Origin of the sequence: Roseovarius maritimus, assembly GCF_043355895.2 — a bacterium.
In the GTDB taxonomy this organism is placed as follows: domain Bacteria; phylum Pseudomonadota; class Alphaproteobacteria; order Rhodobacterales; family Rhodobacteraceae; genus Roseovarius; species Roseovarius maritimus.
On the sequence record NZ_JBHFPF020000002.1, the window covers coordinates 346,658 to 369,077 of the forward strand.

Sequence of the window (22,420 nt, forward strand, 5' to 3'; positions counted from 1 at the left end):
TTGAAAGCGCGCTCTGCTTGGGCGACATGTGTCAGACGCCCACCTGAAAGGACATCATGGCCCTGCCCGTATCGACGCAGCTGAAATATTGGGGGATCGCTGCGGCGGTCTTTCTCGGCGTACTCTGGGTGCTTGGCGATGTGATCCTGCCCTTTGTCGTCGGCGCGGCCATCGCCTATTTTCTCGACCCCGTTGCCGACCGGCTTGAACGTCTGGGGCTCAACCGCGCCATGTCGGTTGCAGTCATCACGGTCCTCTGTTTGCTGGTCTTCATCGCGATGACCCTCTTGGTGGTGCCGACCCTCGTCAATCAGGCCACCGCCCTGATCGATAGCGCGCCGGAACTGACGCGCAAGCTGCAAGTCTTTGCCAACAAGCACTTTCCCGACATTGCTGATGCCGACAGTGCACTGCGCCAGTCGCTGACGGCCATCGGCGAGACAATCCAGGAACGCGGCGGCCAGATGCTGGAGGCGGTGCTCGGCTCGGTCTCTTCGCTGATCAGCGTGCTTGTTCTTTTCGTCGTGGTGCCGGTCGTCGCAATCTATCTCCTTTATGATTGGGACCGCATGGTGGCGCGCATAGACGACCTGCTGCCACGCGAACATGCTCCCGTGATCCGGTATCTCGCCGGCGAGATCGATGCCACGATGTCAGGCTTCATCCGGGGAATGGGCACTGTTTGCCTCATCCTTGGAACCTATTACGCTGTGGCGCTAATGCTGGCCGGTCTGCAATTCGGGCTCGTCGTGGGCTTTGCCGCGGGCCTTCTGACCTTCATTCCCTATGTCGGCGCGCTGGTGGGCGGCATTCTGGCCATTGGCCTCGCGCTCTTCCAGTTTTGGGGGGATTGGCTGCAAATCGGCCTTGTTGCGGTGATTTTCGTGCTGGGGCAGACGATCGAGGGCAATATCCTCACGCCCAAGCTGGTCGGCAGTTCGATCGGGCTGCATCCTGTCTGGCTGATCTTTGCCCTGACGGTTTTCGGCACATTGTTCGGCTTTGTCGGGATGCTGGTGGCGGTCCCTGTCGCGGCGGCAATCGGCGTCTTGGCGCGCTATGCCATCGGGCGCTACAAGGACAGCCAGCTCTACCGCGGGGCCCCAAAGCAAGACGGCCTCTGATGGCGCGCCGGATTGCCCCGCCCCGTCAGCTCAGCCTCGATCTGGTCACCGTGCCCGCGCAGGGCCGGGATGATTTCTACGTCTCCTCTGCCAATGCCACCGCCGTCGCCCTGATCGAAGGGTGGCAGGACTGGCCCGCGCGAAAGCTGGTGCTGAATGGTCCGCCCGGCTCAGGCAAGACGCATCTGGTCCATGTCTGGCGCGATCTCTGCGGAGCGGTCATCCTGGCGGCACGGGATTTGCCCGGCGCCGATATCCCTGCCCTCGCCGCAGGCCATGTGGCCATCGAGGGAGCCGATACCGTCGCAGGTCAGAAGGACGCGGAAGAGGCGTTTTTCCACCTGCACAACCTCACACTGGCCGAGGGTAATTCGCTGCTGATCACGGCGCGCAGCGCCCCCAATCACTGGCCGCTGATTCTGCCCGACCTGGCCAGCCGGATGCAGGCCACGCCGACCTGCACCCTGAAAGAGCCGGATGACGAACTGCTGGCAGCGGTCCTGATGAAGCAGATGGGCGACCGGCAGATCCTGCCAACGCCGGGCACCATCCCCTACCTCGTGCGGCGCATGCCGCGCGCCTTCGGGGATGCGAGCCGCGTGGTGGCCGAGCTGGACCGGCTCGCGCTCGAGCGGCGGCGTCCCGTCACGCGCGCCCTGGCCGCCGAGGCGCTGGACAAGCTGGGCCTCTAGCGCCACACTCGCGCTTGCCGCGCTTTGTCACATTCCAGTCATATCAGGCCGCTATTTCCCCCACATGAATCACGCCGATTTCCTTGCCTCTCCGTTCCCGCCCGCTCAGGATCTACCGGATCTGGACCGCACCGGTCCCGGCCGGTTCTACAACCGTGAGCTTAGCTGGCTCGGCTTTAACTGGCGCGTGCTGGAGGAGGCGCAAAACCCCCGCGTGCCCCTGCTGGAAAGGCTGCGCTTCCTGTCGATCTCGGCCACTAACTTGGATGAGTTCTACAACGTGCGCGTCGCCGGCCTGCGCGAGCTAGCCCGCGCGGGCAACACGACGCCCGCCGCCGACGGTCTGACCCCCGCCGAGCAGCTGGTGCTGATCAACGAGAATGCCCGCCGCCTTTTGGGCGCGCAGCAGCAGACCTATCAGAAGCTCCGTGATGAGCTGGAGGGCGAGCAAATCACCATCATGTCAGGTGCGGACCTGACCGAAGATGATCAAACCTATCTGAACGACGTTTTCCTGAATAATGTCTTTCCGGTCCTCTCGCCGCTGGCGATCGACCCGGCGCATCCCTTCCCCTTCATTCCAAACCTTGGCTATACCCTCGCGCTGAACCTTATGCGCACCCGCGACAAGCGCCCTTTGCAGGCGCTCCTGCCTATCCCGCAGCAGATCGACCGCTTTGTCGCCCTGCCCGCGAGTGGCGGTGCACACCGTTTCCTGCCGCTTGAAGAACTGCTGATACTGCACCTGCACAGCCTCTTTCCTGGCTATAAATACAAAGGCCATTGCGCCTTTCGGGTGCTGCGCGACAGCGATCTGGAAGTCGAGGAAGAAGCCGAGGATCTCGTGCGCGAGTTCGAGGTCGCGCTGAAACGCCGCCGCCGCGGCGAGGTGGTGCGCATGAACATCACCGCCGATGCCCCCGAGGCGCTGCGCAGCCTCGTGATGGAGGAATTGCACGTCACTGCCGACGAGGTGGTCGAGGTCGAGGGCATGATCGGCCTTGCCGACCTCAAGGAACTGGTGCTGGACGCCCGCCCTGACCTGCTCTGGCCCAGCTTTTCGCCCCGCGTGCCCGAGCGGGTGCAGGATTTCGACGGCGACATGTTTGCAGCGATCCGGCAAAAGGACATGCTGCTGCATCATCCCTACGAGACGTTCGACATGGTCGTCCGCTTTCTCAAACAGGCCGCAAACGATCCCGATGTGGTGGCGATCAAACAGACGCTCTACCGCACATCCAACCTCTCGCCCATCGTCGAGGCGCTGTGCGAAGCTGCCGAAAATGGCAAATCCGTCACCGCGCTGGTCGAGCTCAAGGCGCGCTTTGACGAGGCTGCGAATATCCGCCAATCGCGCAGGCTGGAGCGGGCCGGCGCTCATGTGGTCTATGGCTTCCTCGATCTGAAAACCCATGCAAAAATCAGCACGGTGGTCCGGCGCGAGGGCGATCATCTGGTGACCTATACCCATTACGGCACCGGCAATTACCACCCCATCACCGCGCGCATCTATACCGATCTGTCCTTCTTTACCTGCAACACCGCGCTGGGGCGCGATGCCACCAAGGTCTTCAACTACCTGTCTGGCTATGCCCTGCCCGAGATGCTGGAAAACCTCGCCATTTCGCCCACCACGCTGAAGCCCCGCCTGCTGGAAATGATCGGCGCCGAAATTGAACATGCCAAGGCAAGCCGCCCCGCCGAGATTTGGGCCAAGATGAACGCGCTGATCGAGCCGGATATCATCGATGCGCTCTACGCCGCCAGTCAGGCCGGGGTCCGCATCAGCCTTGTGGTACGGGGCATCTGCGGGCTACGCCCCGGCGTCATGGGCCTCAGCGAGAATATCCGCGTCAAATCCATCGTCGGACGCTTTCTGGAACATAGCCGCATCGTCTGCTTCGGCGCGGGCCATGGCCTGCCGCACAAGAAGGCGCGCGTCTACATCTCTTCCGCCGACTGGATGGGCCGCAACCTCAACCGCCGCGTGGAAACACTGGTCGAGATCGAGAACCCCACCGTCAAGGCGCAGATCACCTCGCAGGTTCTGGCCGCGAACATGGCCGATACCGCACAAAGCTGGGTGATGAAGCCCGATGGCAGTTTCGAGCGCACGCCGGTACCCGAAGGCGAATTTGCCTTCAACTGCCACCGTTTCTTCATGGAAAACCCGTCGCTGTCCGGGCGCGGCACGGCGGGGGCCGCCGATGTGCCCAAACTGACCCATGCCGAAGACTGATTCTGCCCCAGATGGTCCGGCACGCAGCACATGCGTTGACGGCGGATACTCGCGTGTTTCATAAGACGGCAGGAAAACGACGAGGGCTGGTGAGAGTATGAGCACACCCGAAACCGAAGGCGACAGCGCCGATAGCGGCGCGGCTTTCAGCCCATTTGGCCGCTCTCTCTTCGATTCACCCTCTGCACGCGGCCTGCGCCGGGTCGGCGTAGTCGATGTTGGCTCCAACTCGGTCCGAATGGTGGTGTTCGACGGAGCGGCGCGCAGCCCGGCTTATTTTTTTAACGAAAAGATCATGTGTGGCCTTGGCGCGGGCATGTCCGAAACCGGGCGGCTCAACCCCGAGGGCCGCGCCCGCGCGCTCAGCGCGCTGCGCCGCTTTGCCCATCTTGCCCGCGCGATGGAGACCGGACCGCTGACCTGCGTCGCGACCGCCGCCGTGCGGGAGGCGCTGGATGGCGATGATTTCCGCCGCGAGGTCGAAGAGGAAACCGGCCTCACGCTTTGGGTTATCGACGGGCGCGAAGAGGCGCGCCTTTCGGCGCAGGGCGTCCTGCTGGGCTGGCCCGGCGCCTATGGCCTTGTCTGCGATATCGGCGGCTCGTCCATGGAACTGGCCGAGATCAACGGCGGCACCGTTGGGCGGCGCGTCACCTCGCAACTGGGTCCACTCAAACTGCGCGATATGAAGGGTGGGCGCCGCGCACGCCGGGCCTATATCTCGGAGACGATCGAAGCCATGACCGCCGAGCTGGGCGAGCAGCGCAACCGCCTCTTCCTTGTCGGCGGCTCATGGCGCGCCATCGCGCGCATCGATATGGAGCGGCGCGCCTATCCGCTGCACGTTCTGCATGAATACCGCATGCGCGCCTCCTCCGTACGCGACACGCTGGCTTATCTGCAATCCTCGGGCGATCTCAACTCGTTGCGCCAGCGCGCGGGCGTCTCGTCGGCGCGTATGGCGCTGGTGCCGCAGGCCGCCGAAGTGCTGCGCGAGGTGGTGCGCATCTTCAAGCCGCATGACATCGCCGTCTCAAGCTACGGCATCCGCGAGGGGATGCTCTATGAGCAGATGCCCCAGCAACTGCGCGACCGCGATCCCCTGATCGAGGCCTGCCGCTTTACCGAGGCGAAGGACGCGCGCGTGCCCGGCTTTGGCAAAGTGCTCTATCATTTCATCATGCCACTGTTCAAAGCGGCGAAACCCGAGCGGGTGCGCCTGATCAAGGCCGCCTGCCTGCTGCATGACGTGAACTGGCGCGCGCACCCCGATTACCGCGCAGATATCTGCTTCGACACCGCGACGCGCGCCAATCTGGGTGGCTTGAAGCACTCCGAGCGTATTTTCCTCGGGCTGGCCCTCTTGCACCGCTATTCCAACTCGACTGGGCACACCCGCTTTGAGGACGTCAATCGCCTGATCGACGAATCGCTGCGCCGCGATGCCGAAATCCTCGGCCGCGCGATGCGCTTTGGCGCGATGCTTTGGCTGCAGCGCGAGGCGCCTCCAGGCGCCCTGCACTACTATCCCAAGAAAAAGGTTCTGGAACTGGGTCTCGCCCCCGAGGCCAAACCACTTTTCGGCGAGGTCGCGCAGGCGCGCTTCGCCTCGCTGGCCTCGTCGCTGGGGGCCACTCCCACGGTCAAGGACGCGGCGCCCTCCTAGATCTCGATCTCGCTGTCTGCTCTCGGAACGTCATTGCTTGGGGAAGGCCGCTCCCGACGGTCATCTTGCGGCCTCTCCCGATCCGGCTCCAGAGGCACCTTGCGGCGGATGATAATGTCCCCATTCGGCAATCGCTCGGGCGCGGCGTAGACGCTCAGATCATCGACATCCTTCAGGATCTCGGCCAGCGCCGGCCCCATCTCCTCAGCAAAGCTGCGCAGTTGCGGGCCAAACCGCTCGGCCATATCGCGCAAGCCCTCCATCGCCGGCTGCGCCTCTTTCATCAGACCGTCCAGCAGCATACGCGCGCCGTCTTCAATGAGCGATCTGCCATCCTCGGACGGATCAGCCTCCTGCGCGGCGGCGGGCATGGCAAGAGTGGCGGCAAGCGCAAGGGGAAGAAAAATCTGTCTCATAGATTCAATATAGCGCCTCTGCCGCGCCGATTTAAGTCCCAAGATCAATATCCAGCGTCACCGGGAAGTGATCGGACGCCGTCAACAGCGCCTCGCGCAGCGCGGGTGTTCCATAGCACTCCGCGTCGTCGAACGGATGCCAGATCCGCCAGACCGGCTGCCGTTCCCGCAGATCAGGCGAGATCATGATGTAGTCCAGCAGCGCCTGCATGTAGCGGCCCTCATGGTTCATGTAGAATCGAGATGTGCTGTAGGGCGCGCCGATGCGCTGGCCCAGCGCAGAATGCGCATGCGGATCAAACAGCTGCGCCTCCCGCCCATCACCCAGCACCACCTCCACCGAGGAGCGGCCAAAGAGATCCTCGTAGACATCGAGGCCGGGACCGTCGTTCAGATCGCCCATCACGATCAAGGGCTCCCCAGCCGCCAGATGCTCAATCACGCGGCCGCGCAGCCATATCGCCTGCGCCAACTGCTTGCGCCGGTTCGCAATCGCCATTCGCATGACATCCGCAGGCGTCGCTGCCCCGTAGGGCGCCTTGGATTTCAGGTGCACCCCGATCAATCGCACCGCGATGCCGCCATGTGGCACCAGCCGCACCTCCAGCGGCGGCTTGGAAAACCGCACCAGATCCTCATTGGCGTCGATATCCAGATCGATCCGGAATGTGCCATCAAACCGGGGCGCACCCGTCGCGCCCTGCTTGCCGGTCTGCGCACCCATCGGTTCGTGCGCCGCGCTTACCACGTAGGGGTCATATAGCAGCGCGATTTCTTGCTGTGTGTCATTGCGAAACCCCATCAGGGCGCACCGCGTGCGCAGCCCTTTGGCCTCTGCAAACCCCTCCAGCGCGGTCACCGTGCTGCGCTGGCCATTGTCATCCGGTGCCTCGATGATCATCAGCGCATCGGCATCCAGCGCGCGCATGATCGCCGCAATTGCCGCCGACTGATCCTGCCGCGTTACATCGCGGCGCGCCGACCAGTCCCCGTCTTCCATCAATCGCCCCGCATCATCGAACAGGCTGTTGAACCATTCGATGTTCCAAGTGGCCAGTCTCATGCGCCGCGCGCCGCGCGGATCTGATCCCATGCGCGATTGATATCGACCATGCGCTTCTCGGCCAATCGCATCGCTTCGACTGGCACACCGCGCGCAACCATGCGGTCAGGATGCGATGCTCGCACCTTCTCGCGATAGCGTTTGCGCAACGTCTGCATGTCGTCATCCGGCGACGCGCCCAGCACCTGGTAGGGGTCGGGGGCGGCATCGGGCACGAAACGGCAGCGCATCTGTTGAAAGTCGCGCTCGGGCAACTCGAATATCTGGGCGACCCTTTCAAGAAACAGGTTCTCATCAGGGTGATACTGGCCATCTGCCATCGCGATGTGAAAGAGCCCCTCCAAGAGATCGCTCAGCGCATCAGTCTGATCGCCGAACATCGCTTTGATACGCGCGGCATACTCCTCGAAGCCCGCCACGTCCTGCCGCGCCAGGTTGAAAACCCGCGCCGCGCCGGCCTCGTCATTACGCGCGATCTGAAATACCTCGCGAAAGGCCGAAACCTCGCCCCGCGTTACTTGCCCGTCGGCCTTGGCCATCTTGGCGCCCAGCGCAATCACGGCGATGGCAAAGGCCACGCGCCGCTCGGGCGGCGTGCGCAGACGCTCGAACACATGGCTCAGCCCCTCACCATTGGCGAGAGCCGACACGGCCTCGGTTATGCGGGTCCAGAGCGACATGGCGCGATCCTACTGCCTTTGCGCAGCAGTGTCAGTGCGATGCAGCATTCCGCGCCGAAAAAGCGCCTCAGAGAATTTTCTGCTACAGGGCAAGGTCCATCCACCGTCCGAATTTACGGCCGACCTGTGGCATTCGTCCCACCTCGGCAAAGCTCAGCGCCTCATGAAACGCGATGCCGCTTGAATTCTCGCCGGCGACACCCGCAACCAGGACATACACGCCAAGTGCTTGCGCGCGCTCTTCAAGGGCGCTCGTCAGTGCGCGGGCCGCGCCGCGCCTCCGAGCCTCCGGCGCCAACACGATGGTATGTTCCGCCGAATGCGCATAGCCCGGTCCCTTGCGAGACATAAACCAGATGGCCACACCGATCCTGCCCCGCTTCTTCCGCCACCAGCAATGCACGGTCCTCTTCGGCGCAGGCGTCGATCTCGGCAGCCAGCATCGCCTCTGTCTTATCGGCGGTCGTAAAGATGATGGCCGTATCGCGGACCTGCGGGTTCCAGAAGTGCATGATCCGCGTGACAGCGTCCCCCGCGCAGGCCGCATGATCATCCCAGGAACCTGCATCCGCCGGGCGTGTCGAATTCGGCGCGCAGCCCGGCCTGTCCCGTCTCGAAGACAACGCGGCGGTCCGACAGATGGCCTTCCAGCCGCGCCTCCAGATCCTGCGCCTCGGGATGCGTCACGATCAGCCGCCGCAGCGATATTCCGTGATCCGCCAGAAGCGCGGCGGGATGCGTGTCGCAATCCCATTGAATGACCGCCGGATGGCAGTCATCGAAAGGCAGCTTTCCATCCTCAGGCACCGCCATACGCCATTTCAGATCGCCGCGCACCAGCGCAACCTGCGGCCCCATTCCCGGCAGCGCCTTCTGAGCGCCTTCCAGATCCCTGGTGCGGCAAATCCAGTTGTGCAGCCGCGGTGGACCGGAAAAACGATCCAGATCGAACCAGCGCGCATGATCCAGCGGGGCCGCCTCCGGATCAATCGCGATCACTTCCAGATAGAGGCCGCCGGACAGGCCCAAAAGACGATTATGCGTACCGAAATACGCATGCTGTCCGCCCGGTCCGGCACTCGCATCGATGGCATGATGCAGCCACTCACACCCCTCCCCCAAAGTTTCGGCGGCGATGGCAAGGTGATCGAGTTCAAGCAAATGAAGGACCTTTCGGATCGGGTTCATATCGCGCCTGACCTTAAACGCCCCCGCAGGCCAAGTTCAATCCCACTCGCCGCCGGCGCACCCGCCGCAAATTAACCGGCTTGGAAGTCTGATTTGCACCTTGACGGGCGCGCGGCTCTGCCTTAGCCACGCGCCCATGGCGTGGTAGCTCAGGGGTTAGAGCAAACGACTCATAATCGTTAGGTCGGTGGTTCAAATCCACCTCACGCCACCATAAACACTTTGCAGCGCAAAGTGCGCCTGCTTCAAAGATAACCTCCCGCCCCTAATGCTGTCTTCCCAGCGATGAAATCGTCTCGCGGTTTGCTAGGCAAAAAGCCCGCGCAAATGACTATTTGCGCGTCCCGGTAGCAGCGGACGAAGGCGCGGCAGTCTCCCGCCGCGCCGTGATGGATTACTTTCGCGCTTCGCGGATCATCTTGAGGATGTCCTGCGCGGCATCGGGGATATTCGTGCCCGGCCCGAAGATCGCCTTTACCCCGGCTCTTCTCAGAAAATCGTAATCTGCCTGCGGGATTACCCCGCCGCAGATCACCAGGATATCCTCTGCACCCTGGGCCTTCAGCGCCTCGACCAGCTTGGGCGCAAGCGTCTTGTGACCGGCGGCCTGGCTGCTGATACCGATGACATGCACGTCGTTATCTATCGCATCCTGCGCGGCCTCTTCGGGCGTCTGGAACAGCGGGCCGACATCGACGTCGAAGCCGATATCGGCAAAGGCTGTCGCAATCACCTTGGCGCCGCGATCATGCCCGTCCTGACCCATCTTGACCACCAGCATCCGGGGACGGCGGCCTTCTTCCTCGGCGAAATCCTCGACCGATTTTTGAATGGCGGCAAAACCCTCGTCGCCCTCATAAGCGGCGCCATAGACTCCGGCCAGCGTTTTCACTTCGGCGCGATGGCGGCCGAACACCTTTTCCATGCTCATCGAAATCTCTCCTACCGTGGCGCGGGCGCGGGCCGCCTCTACCGCCGCTTCCAGCAAGTTGCCGCCCTCGCGCGCCCGGCGCTCGACCTCGTCCAGCGCGGCGGTGCAGGCATCTTCATCGCGTTCGGCCCGTATCTTTTCCAGCCGTGCGATCTGGCTGTCGCGCACTTTGGAATTGTCGATATCCAGCAGGTCAATCGGATCCTCGCTATCGCGGCGGTACTTGTTGACGCCAACGATCACCTCGGTGCCCCGGTCGATCATCGCCTGCCGCTTGGCCGCCGATTCCTCGATCCTCAGCTTGGGCATGCCGCTGGCCACAGCCTTGGTCATGCCGCCCATTTCCTCAACCTCTTCCATCAGCTCCCACGCCTTTTCGGCCAGCTCGGCGGTCAGGCTCTCGACATAGTAGCTGCCAGCCAGCGGGTCGACCACGGCGCTCACCCCAGTTTCCTCTTGCAGGATGAGCTGGGTGTTGCGGGCGATCCGCGCGCTGAAATCGGTGGGCAGCGCCATCGCCTCATCCAACGCATTGGTGTGCAGCGATTGCGTGCCGCCCAGAACCGCACTCATCGCCTCATAGGCGGTGCGCACGACGTTGTTGTAGGGGTCCTGCTCCTGCAGGCTTACCCCCGAAGTCTGGCAATGGGTGCGCAGCATTTTCGAGCGGTCATTCTTGGCGCCGAAATCGGTCATGATGCGGTGCCACAGCAGACGCGCGGCGCGCAACTTCGCGGCCTCCATGAAGAAATTCATGCCAATGGCAAAAAAGAAGCTCAGCCGTCCCGCGAACTTGTCGACATCCATACCCGCCTCGATCGCGGCCCGCACATATTCGCGCCCATCGGCCAGCGTATAGGCCAGCTCCTGCACCAGGTTCGCGCCCGCCTCCTGCATGTGATAGCCCGAGATCGAAATCGAATTGAATCTGGGCATCCCGTTCGAGGTGTATTCGATGATGTCCGAGATGATCCGCATGCTGGGCTGGGGCGGATAGACATATGTATTTCGCACCATGAATTCCTTCAGAATGTCATTCTGAATGGTGCCGGACAGAACCGATTTGTCATGCCCCTGCTCTTCGCCCGCGACGATGAAATTTGCGAGAACCGGGATGACCGCGCCATTCATGGTCATCGAGACGCTGACCTGATCCAGCGGAATCTGGTCGAAGAGGATCTTCATGTCCTCGACCGAATCGATGGCGACGCCGGCCTTGCCCACATCGCCCTCGACGCGGGGATGATCGCTGTCATAGCCGCGATGCGTCGCCAGATCGAAGGCAACCGAGACGCCCTGCTGCCCGGCCGCCAGGTTGCGGCGATAAAAGGCGTTCGATTCCTCGGCGGTGGAGAACCCCGCATATTGCCGGATCGTCCAGCGGCGCCCGGCATACATGGTCGCCTTGACCCCCCGGGTGAAAGGCGCGGCGCCCGGAATGCCGCCCACATGCTCCAGCCCCTTGATATCCTCGGCCGTATAGAGCGGCTTCACGTCGATCCCCTCGATCGTGTGCCAGGTCAAATCCTCCAGCGGGCGGCCCTTCAGCTCAGCCTCCGCCAGCTTGCGCCACTCGGCTTGCACCTTCTTGGTCATGATGTCGTCCTCTTGTCTCCGCAGGAACGGGCGGTGCTTGCCCCGCCTCGTCCTGGCTCGGTTCTTCTCTCAAAGTCGCCAGACCATCCGCACCGGCCCGCAGCCAGTAGAGATCGTCCAGATAGGCCTCGCGCAGGTCTGCACGTTCCTCGCCCGAGAACGGCTGCCAAGCCCCCTGCCCGGCGGGCAGGATCGCAGGATCGCCGCCGCGCTCGAATATCAGTCTCCGCAATCCGGGCAGATCCGGCGCGCGGTTCAACCATTCGCGCGCGTGAGCCTGAGGCACGCCGCAGTGGCCGGTCAGCGCCTTTAGGCGCGCCTCGGGCCGCGCCGCAAATATCTCGTGCGGCATCACCATCACCTCGGCCTCCGGAACCGCGCAACTGAGATCGGTGATCACGTTGCGCCAGCCGCGCCCGCCCGAGGCGATTTGCGCAAGATGTTTTGACGTCGGCACCTGTGCCCCCCGCGCCACTGCGTATGCGATGCACGAGGCCCACCATGCATCCTGTGCGCGTATCGAGATCGCGACGCGTGTGATCCGCCCCCCGAAGGCTGTTTCGTAGCGCGCCATGCGCTCTCCAATGGCCGGATAGAGGCGCAGGCCGCGCAACGTGCCGCGCGGCGTGCCGATCATGTTCTCGTCCGAGACGATTAGTTGGCGTATCCCGGCTTCCTCGGCGGTGCAAAGCGCCAATGCAATCCGCCCGCGCGCCCGCGCCGCCTGTTTCGCGGCGCTGAACATGCTCGTCCCCCCCAGAACGCCCTCCAACAAACCCTTGCGAGTCTGCTGCGGCGTCCACACGCCTATACCGGATGCTGCAAGGCGCGCACCGTTCTTGCGCAGATAGTGTTGAAAGCTGGTCGAAGCGCTGCGATGCACCCCAAGATGCAGGATAATCTCCATTCAAATGCCCGCCTTTGGCTGTGGCGCCGCGCCGGAATGGGCGACGCACTTTTGTGCCAACGGTGCTAGCCTGCATGTCTGATGATGCTCTTAACGAGAAAATTTGCGCCAAATGGGTCATTTTGCGCATCGCAATCGGCATACACCCGCTTATATGATACGCGATAGGAGTGCCGATGAAACCATTACTGAGCCTTGTTTTTGCTAGTCTTTTGGCGGGTTCGCTTGCCGCGCAAGAGGCGTCGACCGCAGGGGGCGAACCTGCCCCCGAGAGCATCGTGATCGAGGGTAGCGATATCGATTTGAAGCAATTTCTATGGGAAAAACGACCCATCGTGGTTTTTGCCGACAGCCCGAACGATCCGCAATTCGTTCGCCAGATCGAACTTCTGACCAACGAGCTGCCCGCGCTCATCGAACGCGACGTGGTCATTCTGACCGACACCGATCCAGACGCGAACAGCGCCCTGCGCGAGCAATTGCGCCCGCGCGGCTTCATGCTGGCGCTTATCGTGAAGGACGGCACGATATATCTGCGCAAGCCGGTGCCTTGGGACGTACGCGAGATCAGCCGCACCATCGACAAGCTGCCCATGCGCGAACAGGAAATCGAAGAGCGGCGCGGTCTGCCTGATTGAGGAGACAAAAGCTTGAGCCGTTCCATCACTCGGCCCCCATTGCTGCGACAAGGATGCCCGCGTCGACATCCATGACCCCCAGAATGCCCTGATCACGGCCAACCATCAGCACCGCCCGCGGGTTGGTCAGCGCGGAGGCTAGGGCGGCCTCGGTCCCGGCATCCATGCAGGCGCGCCCCTCGAGGCCAGCCATGCGCATTGCCATCCCGGCACCGCGATCAGCCTCTATCAACGCGGCGATGGCAGCATCCGGGGTAAGGCGGATATCATCGATTGCGACCGCGCCCTGACCGCGCAGGACCATCGCCGCCTCGCGCGCGTCCCCGGCCACTCTCATGCGCGACGCGATGCGCGCGTCCACCAATTCGAAACGGCCCGCCGCGCAGTCCCTTCGGGACGTGAAGCTGAGCGTTTCGCCCAAGGGCGCCCACCCTTCCAGCACCGCGCGCATGTCATCCTCGCTGCTGCGCTGGCAACCGGTCACCGCCAGCGCAGCGAGGCCCAGCATGGCCGCGCGGCAGGAATATGACAAAGCGTGCTGCATTGGGGGTTATTCGAACTCCATGATGACTTCGTCCACGGCCAGACTATCGCCCGGTCCGGCATTAACAACGCTGACAACGCCCTGCTTTTCAGCGCGCAGGATGTTCTCCATCTTCATCGCCTCGACGGTGCAAAGCGCCTGGCCCTCCTGCACCTCCTCGCCTACGGCCACGTTCATCTTGACCACCAGGCCCGGCATCGGGCAGAGCAGCATCTTGGACGTGTCGGGAGCCTGCTTTTCCGGCATGCGGCCGGCCAGTTCGGCCTGACGGGGCGTGCGCACATGCACTTTCAGATCGGCACCTCGGCATCGGATGCGGAATCCGCCCGAGATCTTGCCGACCTTGAGAACCAGAGGCGCACCATCCACATCGATCCGGGCCAGATGGTCGCCCGGCGTCCAGTCGCTGACGACCTCGACGGCCGAACCATCTTCGAAATGCACCGTGGCCCCGCCGCGGCGCGCCTCGATATGCAGATCAAAGCTCGTGCCCTGCAGGGCGACGTTCCAGTCATCGCCTACCTTGCGCTCGTGATTGTCCATGCGCCCTGAAATTCGCGTGCGGCGGATCTCGCCCACCCGGTGCATAGCGGCGCATGAGGCGGCAACGCGGCGCAGCGTTGCATCGTCCAGAACGGCGCCGTCGAACCCATCGGGATACTCCTCGGCGATAAAGGCCGTCGTGATGTCGCCCGAGACAAACTTGGGGTGATCCATCACCGCAGACAGGAAGGGCAGGTTATGCCCGATGCCTTCGACCTCGAAACTGTCAAGCGCGACGCGCATCCCTTCGATCGCCGCATCGCGGTCCGGTCCCCATGTGCACAGCTTGGCAATCATCGGGTCGTAATACATGCTGATCTCGCCGCCTTCATAGACGCCGGTATCGTTACGCACGATGGCGCCCTCAACGTCCAGCTCCTCCGGGGGGCGATAGCGCGTAAGCCGCCCGATGGAGGGCAGGAAGTTGCGATAAGGATCCTCGGCATAAAGGCGGCACTCCATTGCCCAGCCGTTCAGCTTGATCTCATCTTGGCTGAGTTGCAGCACCTCGCCATGCGCCACGCGGATCATCTGCTCGACCAGGTCGACACCGGTAATCAGCTCGGTCACCGGATGCTCAACCTGCAAGCGCGTATTCATCTCGAGAAAGTAGAAATTCCGCTCGCCATCGACGATGAATTCCACCGTGCCCGCGCTGGTGTAATCCACCGCCTGCGCCAATGCGACCGCCTGTTTGCCCATCGCGGCGCGGGTCTTCTCGTCCAGAAACGGGCTCGGCGCCTCTTCAATGACCTTCTGGTTGCGGCGCTGAATGCTGCATTCCCGCTCGCCTAGGTAGATGCCGTTGCCATGGCTATCGCACAGCACTTGGATCTCGATATGGCGCGGCTGCGTTACGAATTTCTCGATGAAGATCCGGTCATCCCCAAAGCTGCTGGCCGCTTCGTTCTTGGAGCTTTGGAAGCCCTCGCGCGCCTCGTCATCGTTCCACGCGATGCGCATACCCTTGCCGCCGCCCCCGGCGCTGGCCTTGATCATCACCGGATAGCCGACCTCGTTCGAGATCTTGACTGCCTCCTCCGCGTCCTCGATCAGGCCCATATAGCCAGGCACCGTCGAGACGCCCGCCTCCTGCGCCAGCTTCTTGGACGTGATCTTGTCGCCCATCGCCTCGATCGCGCCCTTGGGCGGCCCGATGAAGGCGACACCAGCTGCCTCCAGCGCCTCGGCGAACTTGGCATTCTCCGACAGGAAGCCATAACCGGGATGCACCGCCTCCGCGCCCGTCTCCTTGATCGCAGCCATCACCTTGTCGATGACGATATAGCTCTCGTTGGCCGGAGCGGGGCCGATATGCACCGCCTCATCGGCCATGCGCACATGCAGTGCGTTCCGGTCAGCATCGGAATAGATCGCGACGGTCTGGATACCCATCTGCTTGGCCGTCTTGATGACGCGGCAGGCGATTTCGCCACGGTTGGCGATCAGGATCTTCTTGAACATGGGTATGTCCCCTTATGATTGGGTCTTGAAACGAAAAAAACCACCCGCGCCCGGTGGCACGGATGGTTCGATGAAACTCGCGCGATGCGCGGTGATATCAGTTGCAGCGGTCCGGGAAGGCCTGGCAATAGGCGACGTTGCCAGCGGCGCCCACGACGGCGCCTGCCGCAAGGTTGCCGCCGAGCACGGCCGACGTCCCGAGGCCGCCCACCCCGCCGATGGCTGCCTGCTCGACGACGGTATCCCCGCACGCCGCAAGGGTTGATAGCGCGACGATAGCGAATACCACCCTAGGTTGTTTTCTGATCGGTCTAAACATGCTCTCTTGCCCCTTGGTTGTTCTGCGCGAAGCGCAAAGTTATCAGAGGTCAAAATCGTTGTAACGTCAAAAGGCTCCGCACATTCTGGCCGCCTATGGGCGGGCTGCCGCCGATTGATCCAAGCATTTGGTTTGCAGTAAAAAAAGAGCGACGCCCGCAATTCTGCGAGACGCCGCCCGTCAGGGGAAGGGTAACGGTGTGGACATGGTGCCCCGGACCCTTGGGGAAGGTCCGCCACTACGTAGACAAAGGTGCCACCGCCACAGCGCCCCGCCAAGTCAAATTCGGGTGCGATACAATTATCGGCTGCATTCCGCGCAGACGCGAAAACCATGGGCAAATTCATGCCGGAGCGGTCAGCAGGATGAGCGGCGCACAGGCTCATGCACCGTCCTCGTCATCGAAGGCTGCAGGAAAGGACCGGCGCGCCGCCTCGACGTCAAGAACCAGGAGCGCCTCATAATCCGTGGGATCGAACGGATCGGACACTGGCAGCACCTCGCGCCCCAGCAGCCACGAGAGCCGCCCTGCGTCGAGATTGCCCCGCTCGAACGGCTCGTCACCGAAGCACTCGTAAAGTGCCCGGACAAAGCCGGTATCGGCACGCCGGTCAGGCGTGCGCCGGTCGGCATAACGCTCGCGCCGAATGAGGGGCGTGGCGCCTTTGGGATTGGCGCGGCGGATGGTGAATTGAAAATCGGAGGACGGCAATCTGCCGGGGAAGCCGCGATGCTTGATCATGCCACGCCCTCCGATACCGGGCGCTGGCGCAGGCTATGAGCGAGGGTCGAGGCAGGCCCAGCGGCCTGCCCCGGTATCAAGGTCCGACAATGCGGATTAGTACTTGCCGGTCTGAACGGGCTCGACGGTAACGGGCTCGACCACGACGTAATCGTCCTCGGGCGCCTGCTGGCAAGCCGAGACTGCGACGACCAGGCCGAGGGCCATAAGGCTCTTGATAGCATTCGACATTGAATTCTCCTGTCACTTTTTGAAAGCGGGGTCGCGCATAGGCAAACGCCCCACCGTGTCTTCGAGATATGGATTGCTTGGGTGCAATCGGTGCCGAGAATAGTGCAGTTTCGCGCAAAGCGATACGTCATTGCACGAATGCGCGAGGTATGTGTCCTCAAAGCCTCACAAACCCGTGAGGGTGAACAACTCCGCGCAAGATATTGTGGATACATCAAAATGCCTCCCAGATGCAGGTGCCATCGGCCATGGTGAAGGCGTCGAAACTTTGCCGAATATCGGTGTTCAATATGCCGAATTCCGCCGGCTGGTCGGCAATGGACACGATGACATGTACCGTGCCGCCGGGCTGGGTGATTGGCGCCAAGTTACTGTTTTCGCAAAGGAAGGTCATATCGACCAGCAGGCTTTCCGGGTCCATGCCCAAAGGATCGAACCCTTCCGAGACATAGCGCAGCCGGATCTTGAACTGGTCCTCCACGATGACCTCGTGAAGCTGGGCGGTCAGACCGGATGGCAGCGTGACACTTTCGGCAGCCGCAGGCGCCGCAAACAGCGCGGCGGCCGCACCGATTGCGGCGGCAAACCGCCGGCGCGTCAGTGGTTTCGCAGCGCCTTGATCAGCTCGTCCTTGTCCATGTCCGAGCGTCCCTCGATTCCGATTTCCTGCGCGCGCTCGTAGAGGTCGTCCTTGCTCCACTCCTCGTAAGGCGGCGCCTTGCCGCCCTTCTTCGAGGGGCTCATGCTGTCGTTCGCCTTGGCATTGGCAATCCGCGCCGCCTTCTCCTTGGATGCACCCTCGTCGCGCAGCGACTCGTAGGTATCCGCGTCCTTGATGCTGTTTCCGTCGTTCGATTTGGCCATGACATGCCTCCTTTATTGCGAAAAACGCGCTTGGTGGCAGCGCGGTTCCCACTGCGCGGCCTGGCCCTGTAATCTGCTGCTGCCTCTTCATGCCAATGCCTCCAGCCTCTTGCCGCGCCCGCCTACAGCGGGATGTTGTCGTGCTTTTTCCAAGGCATCTGCGCCTTTTTCCCGCGTAGCGAGGCGAAGGCCCGCGCAACGCGCTTGCGCGTGGAATGCGGCATGATCACCTCATCGACAAAGCCGCGCTCAGCGGCGACGAAGGGGCTGGCGAAACGGTCCTCGTAGTCCTTGGCATGGGCCGCCAGTTTCTCGGCATCGCCGCGATCGGCGCGGTGGATGATCTCGGTCGCGCCCTTGGCGCCCATCACCGCGATTTCCGAGGTGGGCCACGCGTAGTTGAAATCGGCGCTCAGATGCTTGGACGCCATCACCACATACGCCCCGCCATAGGCCTTGCGGGTGATGACAGTCACCTTGGGCACCGTCGCCTCGCCATAGGCAAAAAGCAGTTTGGCTCCGTGCTTGATCACGCCATTATATTCCTGCGTGACGCCGGGCAGGAAACCGGGCACATCGACCAGCGTCAACAGCGGGATCTCGAAGCAGTCGCAAAAGCGCACAAAGCGCGCCGCCTTGCGGCTGCTGTCGATGTCGAGGCACCCGGCCAGCACCATCGGCTGGTTGGCGACGACGCCCACGGTCTGCCCCTCGATCCGGACAAAGCCGGTGATCATGTTCTTGGCGAATTCCTCCTGAATCTCGTAGAAATCGCCCTCATCCGCGATCTTGAGGATCAATTCCTTCATGTCATAGGGCATGTTGGGATTGTCCGGCACCAGCGTATCGAGGCTGTCCTCGATCCGGCCCGGCTCGTCAAAGAACGGGCGAACAGGTGGTTTTTCGCGGTTGGACGAAGGCAGGAAATCGACGAGGCGACGCACCTCGGCCAGCGCCTCGACATCGTTCTCGAAGGCGGCATCGGCCACGCTGGATTTACGGGTATGCGTGGTCGCGCCGCCGAGCTCCTCGGCGGTGACCTGCTCATTCGTCACGGTCTTGACCACGTCGGGGCCGGTCACAAACATGTAGCTGCTGTCTTTCACCATGAAGATGAAGTCCGTCATTGCGGGGCTATAGACCGCGCCGCCCGCGCAGGGGCCCATGATGACGCTGATCTGCGGCACGACACCCGAGGCGGTGATGTTGCGCTGGAACACCTCGCCATAGCCGGCAAGACTGTCGACACCTTCCTGAATGCGCGCGCCGCCCGAATCGTTGATGCCAATGACCGGCGCGCCGTTCTGCACGGCCATATCCATGATCTTGCAGATCTTCTTGGCATGCGTCTCGGACACCGAGCCGCCCAGCACGGTGAAATCCTGAGAGAACACATAGACCAGACGGCCATTGATCGTGCCCCAGCCGGTGACGACGCCGTCGCTGTAAGGGCGGTCCTTTTCCATGCCGAAATCGGTGCAGCGGTGTGCGACGAACATGTCGAACTCTTCAAAGCTGCCTTCGTCCAGCAAGAGCTCGACCCGCTCGCGCGCCGTCAGCTTGCCCTTGGCGTGCTGGGCCTCGACGCGGCGGGCACCACCACCTGCACGCGCTTCGGCGCGGCGGTTCTCAAGTTCCTGCAAGATGTCCTTCATGGCGCTCTTCCCCTGTCCTCTTGGCTGACTGGCCGTCTGACCATTTGGCGCAGGCTATACCGCATCGGTTATCATGCGACAGCAAATTTCGGCAAATTTGCAAACACAGGCAATTCCGCCCATTGCAATTTGCAAACTTGCATAACCGCCTGCGCCCAGATGGACTCTGTCGCAGCGTCGGCCTAGCCATTGCGCATGCCCTCAAAGACCCAAGTCAAATTCCTGGATCGCTCGACGCCGCCGCATATCTCGACGCTGATCGTCATGACGGGGCTGTCGGCGCTGGCGATGAATATCTTCCTGCCCTCGCTGCCGAACATGGCCACCTATTTCGATGCGCCCTATCGCCTGATGCAGCTGTCGGTCGCGCTCTACTTGGCGGTAAATGCGGTACTGCAAATCCTGATCGGCCCCGTCTCGGACAAACTGGGCCGCCGCCCGGTGATCATGGCAGGCATGGTCATCTTCATCCTTGCCAGTATCGGCTGCGCGCTATCGACCAGCGCCGCCATGTTCCTGACGTTTCGTATGGTGCAGGCGGGCATCGTAGTGGCCATGGTTCTCAGCCGCGCCGTGGTGCGCGACATGGTCCCCCAAGACCGCGCTGCCAGCATGATCGGCTATGTCACGATGGGCATGGCCGTGGTGCCCATGGTCGGCCCGATGTTTGGCGGCATGCTGGAGCAAGCCTTTGGCTGGTAAGCAAATTTCTGGGTTCTGGCGGCAGTCGGCATCCTGATCTTGGCGCTGACATGGGCCGATCTGGGCGAGACGGCGCAGGGCAGCGGGCTTAGCTTCTCGCAGCAGTTCCGCGAGTATCCGGTGCTTTGCAGGTCGTTGCGGTTCTGGGGCTATGCGGGCGCGGCGGCGCTCTCCTCGGGCGCGTTCTTTGCGTATTTGGGCGGCGCGCCATATGTGGGCGATCACGTCTTCGGCCTCGCCCCGCACGAGATCGGATTTTATTTTGGCGCACCTGCGGTGGGCTATTTCGCCGGAAACTACCTGTCGGGCCGCTTCTCGGTCGAGGTGGGGGTTAACCGCATGGTCTATTGGGGCACCATCGCCAATGCGGTGGGCATCGCCATAAATCTGAGTCTCTTCTACGCCGGTTTCGGCACCGCGCTCAGCTTTTTCGGGCTGATGATGCTGATGGGGCTTGGCAACGGGATGACCATCCCCAACGCCACGGCGGGCGCGCTCTCAGTTCGGCCCGATCTGGCCGGCACGGCAAGCGGCCTTGCGGGCGCGCTGATGATCGGCGGGGGCGCGGCGCTGTCGGCGCTGGCGGGCGCCTGGCTGACGCCGCAATCAGGCGCCTATCCGCTGCTTTGGATCATGCTGGTCACGGCCCTCGGCGCGGTGGCGACCATCCTGCTGGTGATGCGGCGCGAGGCACGGCTGGGCGTGCTGTGATCTGGGTGCTTGCACGCGCGAATTTGCAAACATAGTCTGCGCATCAGGCTAACTTGCAAATGAGGCGCGCATGGCGACCCGAAAACTCTACGCCGGGGCCAAGCTGCGCGAGACGCGCCAGCGCATCGGCCTCACGCAAAAGGATTTCGCCGCCCGTCTTGGCGTGTCCCTGCCCTATCTGAACCAGATGGAGAATAACAATCGCCCCGTCAGCACCACCGTCGTGCTGGCGCTGGCGCAGGAATTCGGCTTTGACGTGACCGAGCTGGGGTCGGGCGAGGCCGAGCGCATGGCCGGCGACATCCGCGAGGCGCTGGCCGATCCAATCTTTGCCGACCCGCCGGGGCTGGCCGATCTGCGCCTTGTCGCCTCCAATGCCCCCGCCTTCGCCCGCGCCTTTCTGGAGCTGCACGGCGCCTATCGCCAGACACACGAGCGGCTAGCCTCGCTAGATGAGGCCCTGGGGGCAGATGATGCCCTCACCCAGCAAAGCCCCTGGACCGAAGTGCGCGATTTCTTTCACTATTGCGACAATTACATCGACGCCGTCGACCGCGCCGCCGAGCGGTTTGCCGCCTCGGCCCCCGATGGCGCAACCGAGGCGCTGGCGCGGATCGGGATCACGGTGGTCAATACCGATGACGGCCCGCTGCGGCGGTTGGACCGGAGTAGCGGCATCCTCTACCTCAGCGCCCGCGCCGCGCCGGAAACTCGGCGATTTCAGCTATTGCTACAACTGGCGCTGCTGACCCAGGAGCAACTGCTGGAAGCGACGCTGGACCTGGCCCGGTTCCAGTCGGACGAGGCGCGCGCCATCGCGAAAATCGGCCTTGCCAACTATTATGCGGGCGCGGCGATGATGCCCTACACTGCCTTCCTCACAGCCGCGCGCGACTGCCGGCATGATCTGGAGGTGCTGGCGCATCGCTTCGGCGCGTCGATCGAGCAGGTGTGCCACCGACTCAGCACCTTGCAGCGCCCCGGTGCCAAGGGCATTCCGTTCTTTTTTGTGAGGGTCGATCAGGCGGGCACAATCACCAAGCGGCACTCGGCCACGCGGATGCAGTTCGCGCGCTATGGCGGCGCTTGCCCTCTCTGGAACGTGCACCGCGCGTTCGAGACGCCCGGACGCTTCCTGCGCCAACTGGCCGAGACGCCGGACGGCGTGCGCTACATCAATCTTGCGCGGGACGTCTCAAAGCCGGGCGGCCATTTCGGTGCGCCCGTGCGCCGCTTTGCCATAGCTCTGGGATGCGAGGTCAAGCATGCGCCCGCCCTCGTCTATGCCGATGGGCTGGACCTCAGCAGTCCGGCCGCGTTCGAGCCCATCGGAATTTCCTGCCGCATCTGCGAGCGGACGGAGTGCCATCAGCGCTCCATCCCCCCGCTCGAGCGGCGCCTGACCATAAGGCCGGACGCGCGCGGCGTGCTACCTTACGAGGTCGGCTAATAGTTTTGCGAAAAACCTGATTCACAGCTTTTCGAAAAACGCGAGCAACGTTTGA

At 62.9% G+C, this 22,420-nt stretch carries 22 protein-coding genes, 1 tRNA gene and 1 pseudogene; 8 read left to right on the forward strand and 16 right to left on the reverse strand.

What is annotated here, in order from left to right; genetic code table 11:
* Positions 1–56: 56 nt before the first annotated feature.
* The 4 genes from ACEWPM_RS06520 (at position 57) to ACEWPM_RS06535 (ending at position 5,721) form a co-directional block, all read left to right on the forward strand.
* Positions 57–1,124, forward strand: coding sequence for an AI-2E family transporter (locus ACEWPM_RS06520; RefSeq protein WP_393961623.1), 1,068 nt, complete (start codon positions 57–59; stop codon positions 1,122–1,124).
* Positions 1,124–1,816, forward strand: a complete 693-nt coding sequence (locus tag ACEWPM_RS06525) for a P-loop NTPase family protein (RefSeq protein WP_393961624.1) — start codon at positions 1,124–1,126, stop codon at positions 1,814–1,816. The genes ACEWPM_RS06520 and ACEWPM_RS06525 overlap by 1 nt, the downstream gene beginning before the upstream one ends.
* A 64-nt stretch (positions 1,817–1,880) precedes the next feature.
* The gene (locus ACEWPM_RS06530; RefSeq protein WP_393961625.1) at positions 1,881–4,055 is read left to right on the forward strand and encodes an RNA degradosome polyphosphate kinase; all 2,175 of its coding nucleotides are present in this window, start codon (positions 1,881–1,883) and stop codon (positions 4,053–4,055) included.
* Between the two features lie 97 nt (positions 4,056–4,152).
* Positions 4,153–5,721, forward strand: coding sequence for a Ppx/GppA family phosphatase (locus ACEWPM_RS06535; protein WP_393961626.1), 1,569 nt, complete (start codon positions 4,153–4,155; stop codon positions 5,719–5,721).
* Here the strand turns inward: ACEWPM_RS06535 and ACEWPM_RS06540 are convergent.
* From ACEWPM_RS06540 to ACEWPM_RS06565, 6 genes are all read right to left on the reverse strand, one after another.
* Positions 5,718–6,137, reverse strand: coding sequence for a hypothetical protein (locus ACEWPM_RS06540; protein ID WP_393961627.1), 420 nt, complete (start codon positions 6,135–6,137; stop codon positions 5,718–5,720). The genes ACEWPM_RS06535 and ACEWPM_RS06540 overlap by 4 nt on opposite strands.
* Before the next feature lie 31 nt (positions 6,138–6,168).
* A complete protein-coding gene (locus ACEWPM_RS06545; RefSeq protein WP_393961628.1) occupies positions 6,169–7,200 on the reverse strand; it encodes an endonuclease/exonuclease/phosphatase family protein in 1,032 nt (343 codons plus the stop codon).
* The gene (locus ACEWPM_RS06550) at positions 7,197–7,880 is read right to left on the reverse strand and encodes a TerB family tellurite resistance protein (protein WP_393961629.1); all 684 of its coding nucleotides are present in this window, start codon (positions 7,878–7,880) and stop codon (positions 7,197–7,199) included. The genes ACEWPM_RS06545 and ACEWPM_RS06550 overlap by 4 nt, the downstream gene beginning before the upstream one ends.
* An 82-nt stretch (positions 7,881–7,962) precedes the next feature.
* Positions 7,963–8,229 carry a GNAT family N-acetyltransferase gene (locus tag ACEWPM_RS06555; protein ID WP_393961694.1) on the reverse strand — a complete coding sequence of 89 codons (267 nt, stop codon included), beginning with the start codon at positions 8,227–8,229 and terminating at the stop codon, positions 7,963–7,965.
* Complete coding sequence (locus ACEWPM_RS06560) at positions 8,123–8,392, reverse strand: hypothetical protein (RefSeq protein ID WP_393961696.1); 270 nt, start codon at positions 8,390–8,392, stop codon at positions 8,123–8,125. Before ACEWPM_RS06560 ends, ACEWPM_RS06555 begins: the two co-directional genes overlap by 107 nt.
* A gap of 37 nt (positions 8,393–8,429) precedes the next feature.
* Positions 8,430–9,041, reverse strand: a complete 612-nt coding sequence (locus tag ACEWPM_RS06565; protein WP_393961630.1) for a VOC family protein — start codon at positions 9,039–9,041, stop codon at positions 8,430–8,432.
* Between the two features lie 165 nt (positions 9,042–9,206).
* On the opposite strand from ACEWPM_RS06565, the gene ACEWPM_RS06570 reads away from it, so the two are divergent.
* A tRNA-Met gene (locus tag ACEWPM_RS06570) sits at positions 9,207–9,282 on the forward strand.
* A 180-nt stretch (positions 9,283–9,462) separates the two neighbouring features.
* Here ACEWPM_RS06570 and scpA read toward each other — a convergent pair.
* Together scpA and ACEWPM_RS06580 are read right to left on the reverse strand one after the other, a co-directional pair.
* Complete coding sequence (gene scpA, locus ACEWPM_RS06575) at positions 9,463–11,595, reverse strand: methylmalonyl-CoA mutase (RefSeq protein ID WP_393961632.1); 2,133 nt, start codon at positions 11,593–11,595, stop codon at positions 9,463–9,465.
* A complete protein-coding gene (locus ACEWPM_RS06580) occupies positions 11,549–12,502 on the reverse strand; it encodes a hypothetical protein (RefSeq protein WP_393961633.1) in 954 nt (317 codons plus the stop codon). The genes scpA and ACEWPM_RS06580 overlap by 47 nt, the downstream gene beginning before the upstream one ends.
* A 176-nt stretch (positions 12,503–12,678) precedes the next feature.
* Here ACEWPM_RS06580 and ACEWPM_RS06585 point away from each other — a divergent pair, with 176 nt between their 5' ends.
* Positions 12,679–13,140 carry a DUF4174 domain-containing protein gene (locus ACEWPM_RS06585; protein ID WP_393961635.1) on the forward strand — a complete coding sequence of 154 codons (462 nt, stop codon included), beginning with the start codon at positions 12,679–12,681 and terminating at the stop codon, positions 13,138–13,140.
* Between the two features lie 25 nt (positions 13,141–13,165).
* On the opposite strand, the gene ACEWPM_RS06590 is transcribed toward ACEWPM_RS06585, so the two are convergent.
* The 8 genes from ACEWPM_RS06590 to ACEWPM_RS06625 form a co-directional block, all read right to left on the reverse strand.
* Positions 13,166–13,672 carry a hypothetical protein gene (locus ACEWPM_RS06590; protein ID WP_393961636.1) on the reverse strand — a complete coding sequence of 169 codons (507 nt, stop codon included), beginning with the start codon at positions 13,670–13,672 and terminating at the stop codon, positions 13,166–13,168.
* 18 nt (positions 13,673–13,690) lie between these two features.
* Complete coding sequence (gene accC / locus ACEWPM_RS06595) at positions 13,691–15,691, reverse strand: acetyl-CoA carboxylase biotin carboxylase subunit (RefSeq protein ID WP_393961637.1); 2,001 nt, start codon at positions 15,689–15,691, stop codon at positions 13,691–13,693.
* A gap of 97 nt (positions 15,692–15,788) precedes the next feature.
* A complete protein-coding gene (locus ACEWPM_RS06600; RefSeq protein WP_393961638.1) occupies positions 15,789–16,010 on the reverse strand; it encodes a hypothetical protein in 222 nt (73 codons plus the stop codon).
* Between the two features lie 382 nt (positions 16,011–16,392).
* A complete protein-coding gene (locus tag ACEWPM_RS06605) occupies positions 16,393–16,752 on the reverse strand; it encodes a hypothetical protein (protein WP_393961639.1) in 360 nt (119 codons plus the stop codon).
* Between the two features lie 96 nt (positions 16,753–16,848).
* Positions 16,849–16,983: a hypothetical protein gene (locus tag ACEWPM_RS06610; protein WP_393961640.1), complete on the reverse strand. Its 135-nt coding sequence runs from the start codon at positions 16,981–16,983 to the stop codon at positions 16,849–16,851.
* Between the two features lie 214 nt (positions 16,984–17,197).
* Entirely contained in the window at positions 17,198–17,683 is a 486-nt protein-coding gene (locus tag ACEWPM_RS06615) for a DUF6497 family protein (protein ID WP_393961641.1), read from the reverse strand.
* Positions 17,581–17,847, reverse strand: a complete 267-nt coding sequence (locus ACEWPM_RS06620; RefSeq protein WP_393961642.1) for a DUF7218 family protein — start codon at positions 17,845–17,847, stop codon at positions 17,581–17,583. The genes ACEWPM_RS06615 and ACEWPM_RS06620 overlap by 103 nt, the downstream gene beginning before the upstream one ends.
* Positions 17,848–17,969: 122 nt before the next feature.
* A complete protein-coding gene (locus ACEWPM_RS06625; RefSeq protein ID WP_393961643.1) occupies positions 17,970–19,502 on the reverse strand; it encodes an acyl-CoA carboxylase subunit beta in 1,533 nt (510 codons plus the stop codon).
* A 195-nt stretch (positions 19,503–19,697) separates the two neighbouring features.
* Here ACEWPM_RS06625 and ACEWPM_RS06630 point away from each other — a divergent pair.
* A pseudogene (locus tag ACEWPM_RS06630) lies at positions 19,698–20,915 on the forward strand (multidrug effflux MFS transporter).
* Positions 20,916–20,985: 70 nt separating this feature from the next.
* Positions 20,986–22,365 carry a helix-turn-helix domain-containing protein gene (locus ACEWPM_RS06635; RefSeq protein ID WP_393961644.1) on the forward strand — a complete coding sequence of 460 codons (1,380 nt, stop codon included), beginning with the start codon at positions 20,986–20,988 and terminating at the stop codon, positions 22,363–22,365.
* The last annotated feature ends 55 nt before the right edge of the window (positions 22,366–22,420 follow it).

What these genes read in the sequence shown, in the direction of transcription:
- ACEWPM_RS06520 (WP_393961623.1), top strand. Translation starts at nt 57, where the DNA reads ATGGCCCTGCCCGTATCGACGCAGCTGAAATATTGGGGGATCGCTGCG.
- ACEWPM_RS06525 (WP_393961624.1), top strand. Translation starts at nt 1,124, where the DNA reads ATGGCGCGCCGGATTGCCCCGCCCCGTCAGCTCAGCCTCGATCTGGTC.
- ACEWPM_RS06530 (WP_393961625.1), top strand. Translation starts at nt 1,881, where the DNA reads ATGAATCACGCCGATTTCCTTGCCTCTCCGTTCCCGCCCGCTCAGGAT.
- ACEWPM_RS06535 (WP_393961626.1), top strand. Translation starts at nt 4,153, where the DNA reads ATGAGCACACCCGAAACCGAAGGCGACAGCGCCGATAGCGGCGCGGCT.
- ACEWPM_RS06540 (WP_393961627.1), bottom strand. Translation starts at nt 6,137, where the DNA reads ATGAGACAGATTTTTCTTCCCCTTGCGCTTGCCGCCACTCTTGCCATG.
- ACEWPM_RS06545 (WP_393961628.1), bottom strand. Translation starts at nt 7,200, where the DNA reads ATGAGACTGGCCACTTGGAACATCGAATGGTTCAACAGCCTGTTCGAT.
- ACEWPM_RS06550 (WP_393961629.1), bottom strand. Translation starts at nt 7,880, where the DNA reads ATGTCGCTCTGGACCCGCATAACCGAGGCCGTGTCGGCTCTCGCCAAT.
- ACEWPM_RS06555 (WP_393961694.1), bottom strand. Translation starts at nt 8,229, where the DNA reads ATGTCTCGCAAGGGACCGGGCTATGCGCATTCGGCGGAACATACCATC.
- ACEWPM_RS06560 (WP_393961696.1), bottom strand. Translation starts at nt 8,392, where the DNA reads ATGCACTTCTGGAACCCGCAGGTCCGCGATACGGCCATCATCTTTACG.
- scpA (WP_393961632.1), bottom strand. Translation starts at nt 11,595, where the DNA reads ATGACCAAGAAGGTGCAAGCCGAGTGGCGCAAGCTGGCGGAGGCTGAG.
- ACEWPM_RS06580 (WP_393961633.1), bottom strand. Translation starts at nt 12,502, where the DNA reads ATGGAGATTATCCTGCATCTTGGGGTGCATCGCAGCGCTTCGACCAGC.
- ACEWPM_RS06585 (WP_393961635.1), top strand. Translation starts at nt 12,679, where the DNA reads ATGAAACCATTACTGAGCCTTGTTTTTGCTAGTCTTTTGGCGGGTTCG.
- accC (WP_393961637.1), bottom strand. Translation starts at nt 15,691, where the DNA reads ATGTTCAAGAAGATCCTGATCGCCAACCGTGGCGAAATCGCCTGCCGC.
- ACEWPM_RS06600 (WP_393961638.1), bottom strand. Translation starts at nt 16,010, where the DNA reads ATGTTTAGACCGATCAGAAAACAACCTAGGGTGGTATTCGCTATCGTC.
- ACEWPM_RS06605 (WP_393961639.1), bottom strand. Translation starts at nt 16,752, where the DNA reads ATGATCAAGCATCGCGGCTTCCCCGGCAGATTGCCGTCCTCCGATTTT.
- ACEWPM_RS06610 (WP_393961640.1), bottom strand. Translation starts at nt 16,983, where the DNA reads ATGTCGAATGCTATCAAGAGCCTTATGGCCCTCGGCCTGGTCGTCGCA.
- ACEWPM_RS06620 (WP_393961642.1), bottom strand. Translation starts at nt 17,847, where the DNA reads ATGGCCAAATCGAACGACGGAAACAGCATCAAGGACGCGGATACCTAC.
- ACEWPM_RS06625 (WP_393961643.1), bottom strand. Translation starts at nt 19,502, where the DNA reads ATGAAGGACATCTTGCAGGAACTTGAGAACCGCCGCGCCGAAGCGCGT.
- ACEWPM_RS06635 (WP_393961644.1), top strand. Translation starts at nt 20,986, where the DNA reads ATGGCGACCCGAAAACTCTACGCCGGGGCCAAGCTGCGCGAGACGCGC.